This is a genomic window from Streptomyces sp. NPDC047117 (assembly GCF_040643545.1).
Taxonomy (GTDB): Bacteria; Actinomycetota; Actinomycetes; order Streptomycetales; family Streptomycetaceae; genus Streptomyces.
Map to the genome: position 1 here is coordinate 326,240 of NZ_JBEYUN010000004.1, position 16,293 is coordinate 342,532.

Annotated in this window: 13 protein-coding genes; 9 read left to right on the forward strand and 4 right to left on the reverse strand. The window is 72.4% G+C overall.

Annotated elements, in window-relative coordinates; genetic code table 11:
• The first annotated feature begins 30 nt into the window (after positions 1-30).
• The 4 genes from ABZ840_RS10015 to mutM all read left to right on the forward strand — a co-directional run bounded on the left by ABZ840_RS10015 (position 31) and on the right by mutM (position 2,752).
• Positions 31-630: a YceD family protein gene (locus ABZ840_RS10015; protein ID WP_361556597.1), complete on the forward strand. Its 600-nt coding sequence runs from the start codon at positions 31-33 to the stop codon at positions 628-630.
• A 2-nt stretch (positions 631-632) separates the two neighbouring features.
• Positions 633-806 (forward strand): 50S ribosomal protein L32, encoded by a 174-nt coding sequence (gene rpmF, locus ABZ840_RS10020; protein ID WP_028802425.1) that lies wholly within the window; start codon positions 633-635, stop codon positions 804-806.
• A 19-nt stretch (positions 807-825) separates the two neighbouring features.
• A complete protein-coding gene (gene rnc, locus ABZ840_RS10025) occupies positions 826-1,614 on the forward strand; it encodes a ribonuclease III (RefSeq protein WP_361556164.1) in 789 nt (262 codons plus the stop codon).
• A gap of 205 nt (positions 1,615-1,819) precedes the next feature.
• The gene (gene mutM / locus ABZ840_RS10030; RefSeq protein ID WP_361556167.1) at positions 1,820-2,752 is read left to right on the forward strand and encodes a bifunctional DNA-formamidopyrimidine glycosylase/DNA-(apurinic or apyrimidinic site) lyase; all 933 of its coding nucleotides are present in this window, start codon (positions 1,820-1,822) and stop codon (positions 2,750-2,752) included.
• Positions 2,753-2,803: 51 nt separating this feature from the next.
• On the opposite strand, the gene ABZ840_RS10035 is transcribed toward mutM, so the two are convergent.
• A complete protein-coding gene (locus ABZ840_RS10035) occupies positions 2,804-3,748 on the reverse strand; it encodes a CAP domain-containing protein (protein ID WP_361556170.1) in 945 nt (314 codons plus the stop codon).
• A gap of 280 nt (positions 3,749-4,028) precedes the next feature.
• Between ABZ840_RS10035 and ABZ840_RS10040 the strand changes: the two genes are divergently transcribed.
• From ABZ840_RS10040 to ABZ840_RS10055, 4 genes are all read left to right on the forward strand, one after another.
• The gene (locus ABZ840_RS10040) at positions 4,029-4,310 is read left to right on the forward strand and encodes an acylphosphatase (protein ID WP_030267085.1); all 282 of its coding nucleotides are present in this window, start codon (positions 4,029-4,031) and stop codon (positions 4,308-4,310) included.
• Between the two features lie 382 nt (positions 4,311-4,692).
• Positions 4,693-4,899 (forward strand): hypothetical protein, encoded by a 207-nt coding sequence (locus tag ABZ840_RS10045; RefSeq protein ID WP_030623651.1) that lies wholly within the window; start codon positions 4,693-4,695, stop codon positions 4,897-4,899.
• A 280-nt stretch (positions 4,900-5,179) separates the two neighbouring features.
• Positions 5,180-8,995 (forward strand): AAA family ATPase, encoded by a 3,816-nt coding sequence (locus ABZ840_RS10050; RefSeq protein ID WP_361556174.1) that lies wholly within the window; start codon positions 5,180-5,182, stop codon positions 8,993-8,995.
• A 234-nt stretch (positions 8,996-9,229) separates the two neighbouring features.
• Positions 9,230-10,648, forward strand: coding sequence for a sugar porter family MFS transporter (locus tag ABZ840_RS10055; RefSeq protein WP_361556177.1), 1,419 nt, complete (start codon positions 9,230-9,232; stop codon positions 10,646-10,648).
• 182 nt (positions 10,649-10,830) lie between these two features.
• Here ABZ840_RS10055 and ABZ840_RS10060 read toward each other — a convergent pair whose 3' ends face one another.
• The 3 genes from ABZ840_RS10060 to ABZ840_RS10070 form a co-directional block, all read right to left on the reverse strand.
• Complete coding sequence (locus tag ABZ840_RS10060) at positions 10,831-11,820, reverse strand: LLM class flavin-dependent oxidoreductase (protein WP_361556180.1); 990 nt, start codon at positions 11,818-11,820, stop codon at positions 10,831-10,833.
• A gap of 94 nt (positions 11,821-11,914) precedes the next feature.
• Positions 11,915-13,381 (reverse strand): cytosine permease, encoded by a 1,467-nt coding sequence (locus tag ABZ840_RS10065; protein WP_361556183.1) that lies wholly within the window; start codon positions 13,379-13,381, stop codon positions 11,915-11,917.
• A gap of 238 nt (positions 13,382-13,619) precedes the next feature.
• Positions 13,620-14,843 carry an FAD-dependent oxidoreductase gene (locus tag ABZ840_RS10070; protein WP_361556186.1) on the reverse strand — a complete coding sequence of 408 codons (1,224 nt, stop codon included), beginning with the start codon at positions 14,841-14,843 and terminating at the stop codon, positions 13,620-13,622.
• A 175-nt stretch (positions 14,844-15,018) separates the two neighbouring features.
• Between ABZ840_RS10070 and ftsY the strand changes: the two genes are divergently transcribed.
• Positions 15,019-16,248, forward strand: a complete 1,230-nt coding sequence (gene ftsY, locus ABZ840_RS10075; protein ID WP_361556189.1) for a signal recognition particle-docking protein FtsY — start codon at positions 15,019-15,021, stop codon at positions 16,246-16,248.
• Positions 16,249-16,293 lie beyond the last annotated feature (45 nt).

The following is a 16,293-nucleotide window of genomic DNA, read 5'->3' on the forward strand; positions in this document are numbered from 1 at the left end:
AACGCCCGCCTCGACCACCGCTCCCCTCTCGTGTTCGACACACGCGAGCTGGGCCGGCGTCCCGGTGCGATGAAGAAGGTCTCCCGCTCCGTCGAGGCCCCTGCGAGCCTCGGCAACGAGGTCATCGGAGTGCCCGAGGGCGCGCCGACGGAGCTCGACCTCCGCCTGGAGTCGGTCATGGACGGGGTGCTTGTCACAGGCACCGCCCGTGCATCCGTGAAGGGGGAGTGCGTAAGGTGTCTGGAGCCGGTCGAGCATGAGCTCGAAGCGGACTTCCAGGAGATGTTCTCCTACCCCGACGCCGACGCCCGGGTCCGTGAAGCGGATCAGGACGACGACGCCGAGGACGAGGAGGACACCCTCTTCCTCGAGGACGACATGTTCGACCTCGAACCCGTGCTGCGTGATGCGGTGGTGCTCGCACTGCCGATGCAGCCGGTGTGCCAGGACGACTGTCCGGGCCTGTGCTCCGAGTGCGGAGCCCGGCTCGCTGACGACCCGGACCACCACCACGATGCCGTCGACATCCGTTGGGCGGCACTGCAGGGACTCGCTGAATCCATCCAGGACGGCGAGAAGGACAACATGGGCGGCGCCGATGCGGGCGTCGACGAGAAGCAGGAGAAGTAGCCGTGGCTGTTCCGAAGCGGAAGATGTCGCGCAGCAACACGCGCCACCGCCGGTCGCAGTGGAAGGCTGCGGTCCCCACCCTGGTGGCGTGCGAGCGCTGCCACGAGCCCAAGCAGCAGCACATCGCGTGCCCCGCTTGCGGCACCTACAACAAGCGCCAGGTCCTCGAGGTCTGATCGGCTGGTGACAGGCTCTATGTCAGACGCTGATTCGTCGAAGAACTCCTCGAAGACTCCGTCTGCGGACACGGCCTCGTCCCACACGCTTCTGGAAGGGCGGCTCGGGTACCAGCTCGAGTCCGCCCTTCTGGTGCGTGCGCTGACGCACCGCTCGTACGCATACGAGAACGGCGGTCTGCCCACCAACGAGCGCCTGGAGTTCCTCGGGGACTCCGTGCTGGGCCTGGTGGTCACCGACACGCTGTACCGCACCCACCCCGACCTGCCCGAAGGCCAGCTGGCCAAGCTGCGGGCCGCGGTGGTCAACTCGCGTGCGCTCGCCGAGGTGGGCCGGGGTCTCGACCTCGGCGCGTTCATCCGGCTCGGCCGGGGCGAGGAAGGCACGGGCGGCCGGGACAAGGCGTCCATCCTCGCCGACACGCTCGAAGCCGTCATCGGCGCCGTCTACCTGGACCAGGGCCTCGACGCGGCCTCCGAACTGGTGCACCGCCTGTTCGACCCGCTGATCGAGAAGTCCTCCAGCCTGGGCGCCGGCCTGGACTGGAAGACCAGCCTCCAGGAACTGACCGCAACAGAAGGACTCGGGGTCCCTGAGTACCTGGTCACCGAGACCGGTCCGGACCACGAGAAGACCTTCACTGCTGCCGCCCGCGTCGGTGGTGTCTCGTACGGCACCGGCACCGGCCGCAGCAAGAAGGAAGCCGAGCAGCAGGCGGCCGAGTCCGCCTGGCGGGAGATCCGCGCGGCGGCGGACGCGGCGGCCAAGGCCGCCACGGAAGCCACCACCGGCGGCCCCGCGAGCTGAGCCCTTCCCGCGTGCCCCGCGCACGCGGCCCCCGCCCGGCCGCCCCTTCACCGGGGCGGGACGGGCGGGGTTTCCTCGTTCCGGCGCCCGGGGCGCGTTCCCGGCGCCGGACGGGGTTTCCTCGCGGGGTTTCTTTCGCCCCGCGCCTGGAACCCGCCCGCCACGGCGCCCCCACGGCGCCCATCCGCCTCCCCGAGGAGATCCCTTGCCCGAGCTGCCCGAGGTCGAGGTCGTACGGCGCGGTCTGGAGCGCTGGGTCAGCGGCCGGACCATCGACACGGTGGACGTCCTGCACCCGCGGTCGGTGCGCCGCCACACCGCGGGCGGCGCGGACTTCGCGGCGCGGCTGGCGGGTCACCGCGTGGGCGAGGCCCGCCGGCGCGGCAAGTACCTCTGGCTGCCGCTCTCCGACGACCTCTCGGTCCTCGCGCACCTCGGCATGAGCGGCCAGCTCCTGGTCCAGCCGCAGGACGCGCCGGACGAGAAGCACTTGCGCATCCGGATCCGTTTCACGGACGCGGCGAGCGTCCCGGACGCGGCGGCGGCTGCGCCCGGCGTCGCGCCCGCCGCCGACCTGCCCGCGGACACGGTCGGCACCGAACTCCGCTTCGTCGACCAGCGCACCTTCGGCGGACTCTCGCTCCACTCCACCGTCCCCGGCGACCCCGACGGCCTCCCCGACGTGATCGCCCACATCGCCCGCGACCCGCTCGACGCGGACTTCGACGACGCCGCGTTCCACGAGGCGCTGCGCCGCCGCCGTACGACGATCAAGCGCGCGCTCCTGGACCAGTCCCTGATCAGCGGCGTCGGCAACATCTACGCCGACGAGGCGCTGTGGCGCAGCCGGCTCCACTACGACCGCCCCACCGCCACCCTCACCCGCCCCCGCACCACCGAACTCCTCGGCCACGTCCGCGACGTCATGACCGCGGCCCTCGCCGTCGGCGGCACCAGCTTCGACAGCCTCTACGTCAACGTCAACGGCGAGTCCGGCTACTTCGACCGCTCCCTGGACGCCTACGGCCGCGAGGACGAACCCTGCCGCCGCTGCACCACCCCCATCCGCCGCCGCTCCTGGATGAACCGCTCGAGCTATTTCTGCCCCAGGTGCCAGCGGGCACCGAGGGCGCGCTAGCGCGCCGACGGTCCGGTTCCGGGCGGGTGACACACGGCGTCGTGCGAGGCGTCAGAAGCCGAAGTCCTGGGTCCACCAGGGGCCGCCGGGGGAGCGGTGGAGGCCTACGCCGAGGGTGCGGTAGTCGCAGTTGAGGATGTTGGCGCGGTGGCCGGGGCTGTTCATCCAGGAGTCCATGACCGCTTCGGGGGTGGTCTGGCCGCGGGCGATGTTCTCGCCGCCGAGGTCGGCGATGCCGGCGGTCTTCGCGCGGTCCCAGGGGGTGGCGCCGTCCGGGTCGGTGTGGGCGAAGAAGTCGCGGCGGGCCATGTCCTCGCTGAAGTCCTGCGCGAGGTCGGTGAGGCCGCCGTCGGCGGTGAGCGGGGCGCAGCCTGCGGTGACGCGCTCCTTGTTGACCAGGGTGAGGACCCGGGCGGCGGCGGAGCTGTCCCCGGCGGGGGCCGGTTCCGCCGCGCGGGTCTCGGCCGGGGTGGGGGTGGACGCGCCGCCGGAGGCGCTGGAGGGGGCGCCGGCGCGGTCGGAGGGGGAGCCGGTTCGGCCGTTGCCGGGCCTGCCGTTCTCGGTAGCGCTGTCGTCGGTCCTGCCGGCCCGGTCCTCGGCCGAGGCGTCGGCGGAGGAGCTTGCGCCGGGGGTGTCCGGGCGGGCGGCGCCGCGGTCGGCCGGGGGTGTGCCGCGGTCCGCGGGGAGGGGTGAGCGGGCGCCCTGGGTGCTGGTCACCTCCGGGAGCGCGCCGGTACGGACCTGTCCGCCGGGGCCGTCCGCGCCGCCGGGCTCGTACGTGCCGGTGCCCGGCAGCAGCCCCGCAGACACCGCCACGGCGCCCATCGCCAGCGCCGCCGACATGCCGAGCAGGCCGGTGCGTACGGGTGCGGTTCGCAGAATGCCGCCCGGGCGGGAGGGGGCGTCGGGGCGCGGCGCCCCGTGGGGGCCGGCGGTGCTGTCGGTGCGGGTGGGGGCAGTGGGGCGTGCTGCTCCCGTGGGGGGCGCGGTTCCCACGGGGCGTGCGGTTCCTGCGGGGTGGGCTGTTCCCGTGGCGCGGGCGCCTCGGTGGCGGCCCGTGGTGGCGTCGGCGGGCGGCACTCCGGGGGCAACGGGAGCGGTGCGTCGATGGCGGCCCATCCGGTGACTTCCTTCCGTCCACGACCGTCATGGACTCGCGTCCACGAACGCCACATCTGAATCACCCGTACGGGTGACCACTGATGTCGCGTGACTGTACGGCACGGGGTACGGAGCCGAAGTGCTCGGCAAGCAATTGGCCGGTTAACGTGCACGCATGAACGAAGATGTCCGTCTGACGGCCTGGGTCCGGGGCCGTGTGCAAGGTGTCGGCTTCCGCTGGTTCACCCGGGCCAACGCGCTGCGCATCGGAGGGCTCGTCGGCTTCGCCATCAACCGGGAGGACGGGCGCGTCCAGGTGGTGGCCGAGGGGCCCCGCGAGCGGTGCGAGGAGTTGCTGGAGTGGCTGCGGACCGGGGACACGCCCGGACGGGTCGACGGGGTGAGTGAGATTTGGGACACGCCGCGGGGCGGGTACGACGGCTTCGCGATCCGCTGACGAGGGGCCGCCGACCGGCCTTCCGGGCCGCCGCCGACCCGCCTCATGGCATGCCGCGAGCACCGGCGGGGAGCAGAAATCGCCTGGTGGTTGCCATTTCCGCCGACCCGTGGAAGGCTGCGGCAGTAAGGATGATCTCCACGCCCCCGGGCTCGTTTCCGGAGCGTCGCCGCGAGCCTTCTGCCGCCGTGCGCGCACACGAGCCCTCGGATACGGGCTGTGATCGTGTTGACCGTCAATCCATTTGGTGAGACTCTGGAATCCCCGCGCACCTTAGCTGTTTGGCATTGCGTACACCAGAGAATGACAGACACCGCGGGTGCGATTCCCTCACGACCCACCACCGCTTCGGTCGGTCACTCAGTGTGGAGGACCATCCATCATGGCAAAGGCGCTTCTCGGTTACGTCGGCGGCTCCGACCCCCGAGTCCTCGCCGAGATGCGACGGCTTCAGCAGCGCGTCCAGGACCTCGAATCCGAGATCATCAGGATTCAGGCCGAGAACGACGCTCTGTCCGCTGCCGCACGTCACGGCGACTCGCTGCTCGACAGCATCGACGTATCCCAGGCGGAGCCGGCGCTCACCTGACCATCGCCCCAAGGGCCGGTCGGGCTGAAACGACAGCCACTTGAGGCACCGCTCTATGAAGATTCAAGGGACGCTTCGGCGTCCCTTCGTCGTTCACGCCTCCGCTTCCCGGCGACTTCTTACCGCATGATGTGCCCTGCACGTTCCGCGGCGAAACCGAAATGGTCCGGCCACGGCAGCGGGCCGGCGACCGGGCGCCGCCGGAGCGCGGCGCCGCGGCGCGCCAGGACCGGTCGGGACGAGCACGGTCATAGGCACTCGAAAGGTAGAGTCCAACGGCGTGCACCTCAAGAGCCTGACCCTGCGAGGATTCAAGTCCTTCGCGTCCGCCACCACGCTGCGCTTCGAGCCCGGCATCACCTGCGTCGTGGGCCCCAACGGCTCGGGCAAGTCCAATGTGGTGGACGCCCTCTCGTGGGTCATGGGCGAGCAGGGCGCGAAGTCGCTGCGCGGCGGCAAGATGGAGGACGTCATCTTCGCCGGCACCACGGGCCGCCCGCCCCTGGGCCGCGCCGAGGTCTCGCTCACCATCGACAACTCCGACGGCGCGCTGCCCATCGACTACGCCGAGGTCACCATCACGCGGATCATGTTCCGCAACGGCGGCAGCGAGTACCAGCTCAACGGTGACACCTGCCGGCTGCTGGACATCCAGGAGCTGCTGTCGGACTCCGGTATCGGCCGCGAGATGCACGTCATCGTCGGCCAGGGGCAGCTCGACGGCGTCCTGCACGCCGACCCGATGGGCCGCCGCGCCTTCATCGAGGAGGCGGCCGGCGTCCTGAAGCACCGCAAGCGCAAGGAGAAGGCGCTGCGGAAGCTGGACGCGATGCAGGCCAACCTCGCCCGCGTCCAGGACCTCACCGACGAGCTGCGCCGCCAGCTCAAGCCGCTCGGCCGGCAGGCCGCCGTCGCCCGCCGGGCCGCCGTCATCCAGGCCGACCTGCGGGACGCCCGGCTCCGGCTGCTCGCCGACGACCTCGTCACGCTGCGCGAGGCGCTCCGTACGGAGATCGCCGACGAGGCCGCGCTCAAGCAGCGCAGGGAGGCCACCGAGGCCCAGCTGAAGGAGGCGCTGCGGCGCGAGGCGGCGCTGGAGGAAGAGGTGCGGACGCTCGCGCCGCGGCTCCAGCGCGCCCAGCAGACCTGGTACGAGCTGTCGCAGCTGGCGGAGCGGGTACGCGGCACGATCTCGCTGGCCGACGCCCGGGTGAAGAGCGCACAGGCCGCGCCCCCCGAGGAGCGGCGCGGGCGCGACCCCGAGGAGATGGAGCGCGAGGCGGCCCGGATCCGCGAGCAGGAGGCGGAGCTGGAGGCCGCGCTGGAGGCGGCGACCCGGGCGCTGGACGACATGGTCGAGCACCGCTCGGGGCTGGAGCGGCAGCTGCAGGACGAGGAGCGGCGCATAAGGGACGCCGCACGGGCCATCGCGGACCGCCGCGAGGGTCTGGCCCGACTGCACGGGCAGGTCACCGCCGCGCACGGCAGGGCCGCCTCCGCCCAGGCCGAGATCGACCGGCTGACCGAGTCGCGGGACGGGGCGCAGCAGCGCGCCGAGGCGGCCCAGCGCGAGTACGAGCAGCTCAAGGCCGAGGTCGACGGGCTGGACGCGGGCGACGAGGAGCTGGCGGAGCAGCACGAGCGGGCCAAGGAGGAGCTGGCCGGCGCGGAGCGCGCGCTGACCGCGGCCCGCGAGGCGCTGACGGCGGCGGAACGCAAGCGCGCGGCGACCGCGGCGCGCCACGATGCGCTGGCGCTCGGGCTGCGCCGCAAGGACGGTACGGGGGCGCTGCTGGCCGCCGCCGACCGGCTGGGCGGACTGCTCGGCCCGGCCGCCGAGCTGCTGACCGTGCAGCCGGGGTACGAGGTGCCGGTCGCGGCGGCGCTGGGCGCGGCGGCCGACGCGATCGCCGTCGCGGACCCCGCGACGGCGGCGGAGGCCATCCGCCTGCTGCGCAAGCAGGACGCGGGCCGCGCGGTCATGCTCCCGGCGGCCCCGGCGGAACATCCCCTGACGGGCGCCGAGGGGGAACGTTCCCTCGCGGGGACGGTGCCGCACGACGGGACGGCGACGGGGGGCGCGTCGGGCACGGCGGGCGCCGCGGGCGCCGAGGGCCGGACAGGTACTGACGGGGCGTCGAGCCCCGGTGCGGCCGCGCATTCTGACGGAGCGTCGTACGCCGACGGCCCCGCGATCCCCGGTGCGCGCAGTGGCCCCGGTGCGGCCGGCGGTGCGGAAGGGGACGCCTGCGGCGCGTCGTTCGGGTCGGTGCCCGCTGCCCGTACGCCCGGTGGCCCGCCCGCTGCCGCGGAACTGGTCGACGGGCCCGCCGAGTTGCTGCCCGCCGTGCGGCGGCTGCTGCGGGACGTGGTCGTGGTGAGCACGCTGGAGGACGCCGAGGACCTGGTGGCCGCGCGGCCCGGGGTGACCGCCGTGACCGCCGAGGGCGACCTGCTCGGGGCGCACTTCGCGCAGGGCGGCTCGGCCGGCGCGCCGAGCCTGCTGGAGGTGCAGGCCTCCGTCGACGAGGCGGCGGCGGAGCTGGAGGAACTGGCCGCACGGTGCGAGGAGCTGACCGAGGAACAGCGGCTGGCCACCGAGCGGCGGGCCGAACGGGCCGCGGCGGTCGAGGAGCTGGGCGAGCGCCGGCGGGCGGCCGACCGCGAGAAGTCGCAGGTCGCGCAGTCGCTGGGGCGGCTCGGCGGACAGGCGCGGGGCGCCGCGGAGGAGGCGGAGCGGTCGGCGGCCGCGGTCGCCAAGGCCGAGGCGGCGCTGGCCCGCGCGACCGAGGAGGCCGAGGAGCTGGCGGAGCGGTTGGCCGTCGCTGAGGAAGACCCGGGCGAGGAGGAGCCGGACACCTCCGTACGGGACCGGCTCGCCGCCGACGGGGCCAACGCGCGGCAGACCGAGATGGAGGCGCGCCTCCAGGTCCGTACGCACGAGGAGCGCGTCAAGGGGCTCGCGGGGCGGGCGGACGGGCTGGACCGGGCGGCGCGTGCCGAGCGTGAGGCGCGGGCGCGGGCCGAACAGCGGCGCGCCCGGCTGCGCCACGAGGTGCGGGTCGCTTCGGCGGTGTCGGAGGGCGCGCGGCAGCTGCTCGCGCACATCGAGGTCTCGCTCGTGCGGGCCGAGGAGGAGCGGGCCGCCGCCGAGCGGGCGAAGGCGGAGCGGGAGCAGGCGCTGGCCGCCGAGCGGGACCGGGACCGCGAGCTGAAGGACGCGCTGGACAAGCTGACCGACTCGGTGCACCGGGGCGAGGTGCTGGGCGCCGAGAAGCGCATGAAGATCGAGCAGTTGGAGACCAAGGCACTGGAGGAGCTGGGCGTGGAGCCGGCCGGGCTGGCGGCCGAGTACGGCCCGGACCAGCTCGTGCCGCCGTCACCGCCTACCGAGGGCGAGGAGCTGCCGGCCGACCCGGAGCATCCGCGGAACCAGCCGGTGCCGTTCGTCCGGGCCGAGCAGGAGAAGCGGCTCAAGGCGGCCGAGCGGGCGTATCAGCAGCTCGGGAAGGTGAACCCGCTGGCGCTGGAGGAGTTCGCGGCGCTGGAGGAGCGGCACAAGTTCCTCAGCGAGCAGCTTGAAGACTTGAAGAAGACCCGCGCGGACCTCCTCCAGGTCGTCAAGGAGGTCGACGAGCGGGTCGAGCAGGTCTTCACCGAGGCGTACTGGGACACGGCCCGCGAGTTCGAGGGGGTGTTCTCGCGGCTCTTCCCGGGCGGCGAGGGGCGCCTCGTGCTCACCGATCCGGACAACATGCTCACGACCGGCGTGGACGTGGAGGCGCGGCCGCCGGGCAAGAAGGTCAAGCGGCTCTCGCTGCTCTCGGGCGGCGAGCGGTCGCTGACCGCGGTGGCCCTGCTGGTCTCGATCTTCAAGGCGCGGCCGAGCCCGTTCTACGTGATGGACGAGGTCGAGGCGGCGCTGGACGACACCAACCTGCAGCGGCTGATCCGGATCATGGAGGAGCTGCAGGAGAGCTCCCAGCTCATCGTGATCACGCACCAGAAGCGCACGATGGAGGTCGCCGACGCGCTGTACGGCGTGTCGATGCAGGGCGACGGGGTATCCAAGGTCATCAGCCAGCGTCTGCACTGAGGCGACGACCGCGGGGGTGATCAAGGCAGCGACCTGCATTGTTCATAACCTGAACGCAACTGCGGAAAGTGACGGCTCAAGTCAATTCAGTACCGCCTATTGACTTAGAAACTTGAAGGCATAGTCTCTGCAACGTTGCTTTTACCTTCAAGTGGTGGGTGCCGTGTTCGTATGCGCCACTGGAAGAGCCAGCCCCCTACGCCCGGCAGCGCAGCCGGGCCACTGGAGTACACGTTGACCAGCACCGCGCAGCCGGCGGGGACGGAAGGCCGTAAGGCCCATCCGGACCACCTCGGCCACGTCATCTTCATCACCGCGGCTGCCGCGATGGGCGGCTTCCTGTTCGGTTACGACAGCTCTGTGATCAACGGCGCTGTCGAGGCCATCCGGCACCGCTACGACGTCGGCTCCGCCGGCCTCGCCCAGGTGATCGCGATCGCCCTGATCGGCTGCGCCATCGGTGCCGCCACCGCGGGCCGGATCGCCGACCGCATCGGCCGTATCCGCGTCATGCAGATCGCCGCGATCCTCTTCACGGTCAGCGCCGTCGGCTCCGCGCTGCCGTTCGCGATCTGGGACCTGGCAATCTGGCGCATCGTCGGCGGCTTCGGCATCGGCATGGCCTCGGTCATCGGCCCCGCCTACATCGCCGAGGTCGCGCCGCCCGCGTACCGGGGCCGGCTCGGCTCCTTCCAGCAGGGCGCGATCGTCATCGGCATCGCCGTCTCCCAGCTGGTCAACTGGGGCATCCTGAACCTCGCCGACGGCGACCAGCGCGGCGAGCTCGCCGGCCTGGAGGCCTGGCAGTGGATGCTCGGCGTCATGGTCGTCCCGGCCGTCCTCTACGGCCTGCTCTCCTTCGCCATCCCCGAGTCGCCCCGCTTCCTGATCAGCGTCGGCCGCCACGACAAGGCCAAGGAGGTGCTTGCCGAGGTCGAGGGCCAGAGCGTGGACCTGGACGTGCGGGTCCACGAGATCGAGCAGGCGATGCACCGCGAGCACAAGTCCAGCTTCAAGGACCTGCTGGGCAGCAGGATGGGCTTCCTGCCCATCGTCTGGGTCGGCATCGGCCTGTCGGTCTTCCAGCAGCTGGTCGGCATCAACGTCGCGTTCTACTACTCCTCGACGCTGTGGCAGTCCGTCGGCATCGACCCGAGCAGCTCGTTCTTCTACAGCTTCACCACGTCGATCATCAACATCATCGGCACCGTGATCGCGATGATCTTCGTCGACAAGATCGGCCGCCGCCCGCTGGCCCTGATCGGCTCCGCCGGTATGGCCGTCGCCCTCGCGCTGGAGGCCTGGGCGTTCTCCGCGAAGACCGCGAGCGGCGCGCTGCCGTCCACCGAGGGCACCGTCGCCCTGATCGCGGCCCACTGCTTCGTGCTCTTCTTCGCCCTGTCCTGGGGCGTGGTGGTCTGGGTCTTCCTCGGCGAGATGTTCCCGAACAGGATCCGTGCCGCGGCCCTCGGCGTCGCCGCCTCGGCCCAGTGGATCGCCAACTGGGCGATCACGGCCAGCTTCCCGAGCCTGTCGGACTGGAACCTCTCCGGCACGTACGTGATCTACACGATCTTCGCCCTGCTCTCGATCCCCTTCGTGCTCAAGTTCGTGAAGGAGACGAAGGGCAAGGCGTTGGAGGAGATGGGCTAACCCCCCCGCCAGCCTCTCTCCTCACCACGGAACTGCCCCGGCTCCCCGATGGAGCCGGGGCAGCCGCATGTCCGCAGCCGGCGTACCGTTTCGCCCCCTCTTTCCCCCGTGGGGGGTGCCGGCCCCCTGCTCAACACAGTACTGGGGGCCACTGACAATCCGGCCTGATGCGACCTGCGCCCTCACGACGCCAACTGTGGCAGCACGCACTCCGCAAAGAGGTGCAGCGACCGCCACGCCTCGTCCACCGGCATCCCGCCGCACAGCGGATGCAGGATCAGCGAGTCCGACGCCTCCGCCTTGCCCGCGTACGCCACGCACTCCTCCGGCGTCAGCACCCGGTACACGCCCTCCTCGCGCAGCGCCGCCACGTCCGAGGCCGCCGAACGGACGGCCGAGTGCGTGCCGGCCCCCGCCTGCCAGCCCGCGTACGTCCGCGCCTCGTAGAGGAAGTGCTTCCCGTACCGGTCCCAGGCCCGGTCCGGGTCCTCCGCGACGTGCAGCAGCGCCGTGGTGGCCGGCGGCTCCATCACCCAGCCCTCGTGGCCCCGCTCGGCGCACTGCTGGTGGTAGTACGCGGTGAGCTCCGGCAGGTGGGCGCTGGGGAAGAGCGGCAGGCCGAGCCGGGCCGCCCGGCGCGCGGCGGGCCGCGAGGCGCCGCCCACGAGCAGGAGCGGGTGCGGCTGGGTGGCCGGGCGCGGCGTGACGCGGACCGTGCGCCCCCGGTACTCGAAGGGCTCGCCGGTCCAGGCGCGCAGCAGCGTCTCCAGCACCTCGTCCTGGAGCGCGCCCCGCCCTTCCCAGTCCTTGCCGTGGGCCGCGTACTCCTCGGGGCGGTAGCCCAGGCCCGCGACGGTCACCAGCCGGCCGCCGCCGAGCAGGTCCAGTACCGCGAGGTCCTCGGCCAGCCGCAGCGGGTCGTGCAGCGGGGTGATCAGCGCGGAGACGGTGACGGTGATCCGCCGGGTGGCGCCGAGCACGGCACCGGCGAAGGCGAGCGGCGAGGGCATCCAGCCGTTGTCGGTGGCGTGGTGCTCCTCGGTCTGCACCGTCGTGAGGCCCATGTCGTCGGCGTACCGGGCCATCGCGACGGCCGCCTGATAGCGCGCCGCCAGGCCCTCCGGAGTGGGCTCGGGATCGACCAGGTTGAAGCGCAGGACCGTGACGGGCATGACAATGTCCCCTTCGCCGGGAGGTGGCGAAGGGGACGTTATCTGATGCTGCGTCAGTTGTGGAGGGGGCGTACGCGGTGGCCGCCCGGGTCCGCTACCGCCCGGCCGGTATCGGCTCCGGCGCCGCGTCACCCTTCGCGGGGGCGTTCTCGCGCGGCGTGGGCAGCACCGCGAAGACCACGGCGGCGATCACGATCGTGACGGCCCAGCCCAGGCCGTGGGTGCCGAGCCAGGTGCCGGCCAGCGGGCCCGCGAACCACTCGACCTTGGTCAGGCACAGGCCGATGGCCAGGGCCACGCCCCAGGCGGTCAGTGCCTGCCAGCAGAAGCCGCCCGCGTACCAGTAGCGGCCGCCGCGGGAGGTGTCCATCAGGCCCTCGGCGTCGTACCGGACGGTGCGCCGGGAGCGCCGCAGCATGTCGATCGCGTACACCCCGACCCAGGCCGAGAAGGAGACCGCGAGCAGCGTCAGGAAGGCGATGAACTGGCTGATGAAGCTGGTCGCCACCAGCATCATGAACGCGCCGCCGACCAGGCTGATGGCGGCGTTGATGCTGACCGCCAGCGGGCGGGGCAGCTTCACGCCCATGGTCTGCGCGGTGAAGCCGGCGGAGTACATCGACAGGCTGTTGATCAGCAGCATGCCGACCACCGCGGTGACCAGGTACGGCACGGCCAGCCAGGTCGGCAGGACGTCGCCGAGGAACGCGACCGGGTCGCTCGCCTTGGCCAGGTCGGGCGTGCGGGAGGACATCACGGCGCCCATGAGGACCATCGGCACCATGACCAGGCCTGCACCCGAGACGGTGGTGGCGACGATCTTCTTGCCGGACGCGGCGTGCGGGAGGTACCGGGTGAAGTCCGGGCCCGAGGGGATCCAGCTGATGCCACCGGCCGCTATGGTGCCGATGCCCGCGATCATCATCGCCGTGTCGCCGGCCTTCTGGGAGAAGACCTGCTGCCAGTCCATCTTGGCGATCAGGTAGACGAGCACCAGCACGCTGAAGATGCCGAAGAGGTACGTCGACCACTTGTTGCAGACGTTCAGCGCCTTCCGGCCGAGGCCGGAGACCAGGAACGTGGTCGCCACGAAGGCGAACAGGGTGAGCACGGTCAGGAAGTCGTTGCTCTGGATGCCGAAGAGCAGCTTCAACACCGTGAGCAGCGCGAACGCGCCGGTGACCGCGTTGATCGTCTCCCAGCCGAAGCGGGCGACCCACAGGATCATGCCGGGGAAGTAGTTGCCCCGTACGCCGAAGGTGGCGCGCGAGAGCATCAGGCCGGGCGCGCCGCCCCACTTGCCCGTGACCGACAGCAGGCCGGTGAGGCCGAAGGAGACCGCCGCGGCGATCAGCGCGACGACGAGGACCTGCCAGAAGTTCAGGCCGTTGAAGACGACCAGGGACGCGCCCATGGTCAGGAGCAGCACGCTGATGTTGGCGGCGACCCAGGTCGGGAAGAGCTCGCGGACCCGGCCGTGGCGTTCTTCGTCGGGGACCGGCTCGATGCCTCGGGTCTCGACAGTGCCTTCGGTCTCGGGGGAGGAGGCCGTGGTGTCCATGGTGCAGGTGTCTCTCGTGCGCTGGGGCAAGGGCACCCCCACAGGGGGCAGTCGGCAGCGGCGGTGGTGCCTGGCTGCGGGGCGGCGCGGTGGCCGACGAGGACTCTACGCGCGTTGCGCGGCCATCCACCATCGTACTTTGCACCAACTTCCTGCCGTAAGCCCCATTGGACCCTCCGACGAGTCGGGCGCGTCACACTTCTCGTCGGAGGACCCAGCCGGCGGGCGGACGCCCAGGTCAGCCGGTGGGCTCCGGCGCCGGCCGGCGCTGGCCCACCCGGAAGTCGGCCCGGCGCAGAATCTCCTCGGCGTCGTCCACCGGCGGATAGATCCAGGTCTCGTTGATCGCGCGCTTGCGGGCCTTGGCGTACGCCGCCGGGACCTCGCGCAGCGCCCGGTCCCAGCCGCTGGTCAGCACCGCGCCCGCCCCGCCGAGATCGAGGCAGGTGACGTACGGATCGGTGGTGAACGGCTCCCGGTCCAGCCCCAGCAGATCGGCCGCCGCGTTGTGCCCGGCGTACTTCCCCTGCGGCGTCGCGTGCTGGCAGGACTGCGTCACGGTGTGGCCGTCCTCGGCGGGCGCGGCCGCGGTGTCACCCGCCGCGTACACCTCCGGCACCCCGCGCACCCGCAGCCACTCGTCGACCGCCAGCCGCCCCAGCTCGTCGCGCGCGGCGGGAATCTGCCCGGTGAGCCCGTCGGCCCGCACTCCGGCCGTCCAGACCGCCGTACGGGCCGGGACCGTGCTGCCGTCGGAGAGGTGGACGGCCCGCTGGTCGACGCGCTCGACCGTGACGCCGAGCCGCCGCACCACCCCCAGCCCGTCCAGTGCCCGCTCGATCACCGGCCGCGCGGGCGCGCCGAGCCCGCGCCCGACGACCTCGTCCCGCTCCACCAGGACGACCTCGACCTCGTCCGCCAGGCCGTGCGGCGCGGCGGCCGCCCGCAGCCGGCCCACCAGCTCGGCCGCGATCTCCACCCCGGTGAACCCGGCGCCGACCACCACCGCCGTGAACCGCCCGGGCCCCTCGGGCGCCTCGGGCAGCGCCTGGAGGTGCTCCTCCAGGGCGACGGCGGCGGCCATCGTGTCGACGTCGTGCAGCAGCTCGGCGCCGGGAAGGCGCGGGCGGACCAGTGCGCTGCCGGTGGCCAGCACCAGCCGCTCGTACCGGTGCTCCGTGCGGCCGTCGGCGCCCTCGGCGGTGACGGTCCGGCGGCCGGTGTCGATGCCGGTCGCCGCCGCCGCGACGCGTTGTACGCCGATGGGGCCGAGGACGCGGTCCAGCGGGACCCGGTACGCCGCCGGGTCCGCCTCGTACAGGCGGGGGCGGATCACCAGGTCGGGGCCCGGCGCGAGCAGTGTGACCGTGGTGGCGGCGTCATGGGCGCGCAGCAGGCGGGCGGCGCCGGCGGCGGCCCACGTCCCGGCGAAACCGCCGCCCACAATCAGGATGTCCGACATCCAGGTTCTCCTTCCGAGTGTCCCCGTGGCGCGTTCCGCGGGGGTGAATCCGGATAGTACACATCCGGATTAGAACCTGGACAGTGTGCATCCGGATTGAGGTGCGGGGCGGTACGTCTTCGCAATCTGTGGCGTGCGACCCCGCGGGCGCCGCGTGCCCGATACTGAGGGAGTTATGGAAATCGTCATCCTTGCTGTAGTCATCGCTGTGGTCGCGCTCGGCGCGATCAGCGGGCTCGTCGTCAGCAGCCGCAGGAAGAAGCAGCTGCCGCCGCCCCCGCCGACCACCCCGTCCGTCACCGCGCCCCCTGCGGAACCGCAGGTCGGTGAGGACGCCGAGACCCCCCGCGACGAGGAACGTCGCACCATCGAAGAGGTCGGTCTGCCGGACTCCGGCGCCACCCTCGTCGAGGAACCGCCCGTCGCCGAGCCGGAGGCGCCCGCGGCGCCCGAGGTCGAGGTGCCGGAGCCGACCGCCGGCCGGCTCGTCCGGCTGCGCGCCCGGCTCTCCCGCTCGCAGAACTCCCTGGGCCAGGGCCTGCTCACGCTGCTCTCCCGGGAACACCTGGACGAGGACACCTGGGAGGAGATCGAGGACACCCTGCTCACCGCCGACGTCGGCGTGCAGCCCACGCAGGAGCTGGTCGAGCGGCTGCGCGAGCGCGTGAAGGTGCTCGGCACCCGCACCCCCGACGAGCTGCGCGCGCTGCTCCGTGAGGAGCTGCTCCAGCTCATCGGTACCGAGGCCGACCGCGCCGTGAACACCGCGAACGGCCTGGGCGCCAACGGCCAGGAGATTCCCGGCGTCGTCATGGTCGTCGGCGTCAACGGCACCGGCAAGACCACCACCACCGGCAAGCTCGCCCGCGTGCTGGTCGCCGACGGCAAGTCCGTCGTGCTCGGCGCGGCCGACACCTTCCGTGCCGCCGCCGCCGATCAGCTCCAGACCTGGGGCGAGCGGGTCGGCGCCCGCACCGTGCGCGGACCCGAGGCCGGCGACCCCGCCTCGGTCGCCTTCGACTCGGTGAAGGAAGGTATCTCCGAGGGCGCGGACGTCGTCCTGATCGACACCGCGGGCCGGCTGCACACCAAGACCGGCCTCATGGACGAGCTGGGCAAGGTCAAGCGGGTCGTGGAGAAGCACGGCCCGGTCGGCGAGGTGCTGCTCGTCCTGGACGCCACCACCGGCCAGAACGGCCTGGTCCAGGCCCGGGTCTTCGCCGAGGTCGTGGACATCACCGGTGTGGTGCTCACCAAGCTGGACGGCACGGCCAAGGGCGGCATCATCGTCGCCGTCCAGCGCGAACTGGGCGTCCCGGTCAAGCTGGTGGGCCTGGGCGAGGGCGCCGACGATCTGGCGCCGTTCGAGCCCGAGGCGTTCGTCGACGCCCTGATCGGCGACTGACCGGAGCGTGAACGGGTTAACCCGGGCACCCGCACCGATACGGAT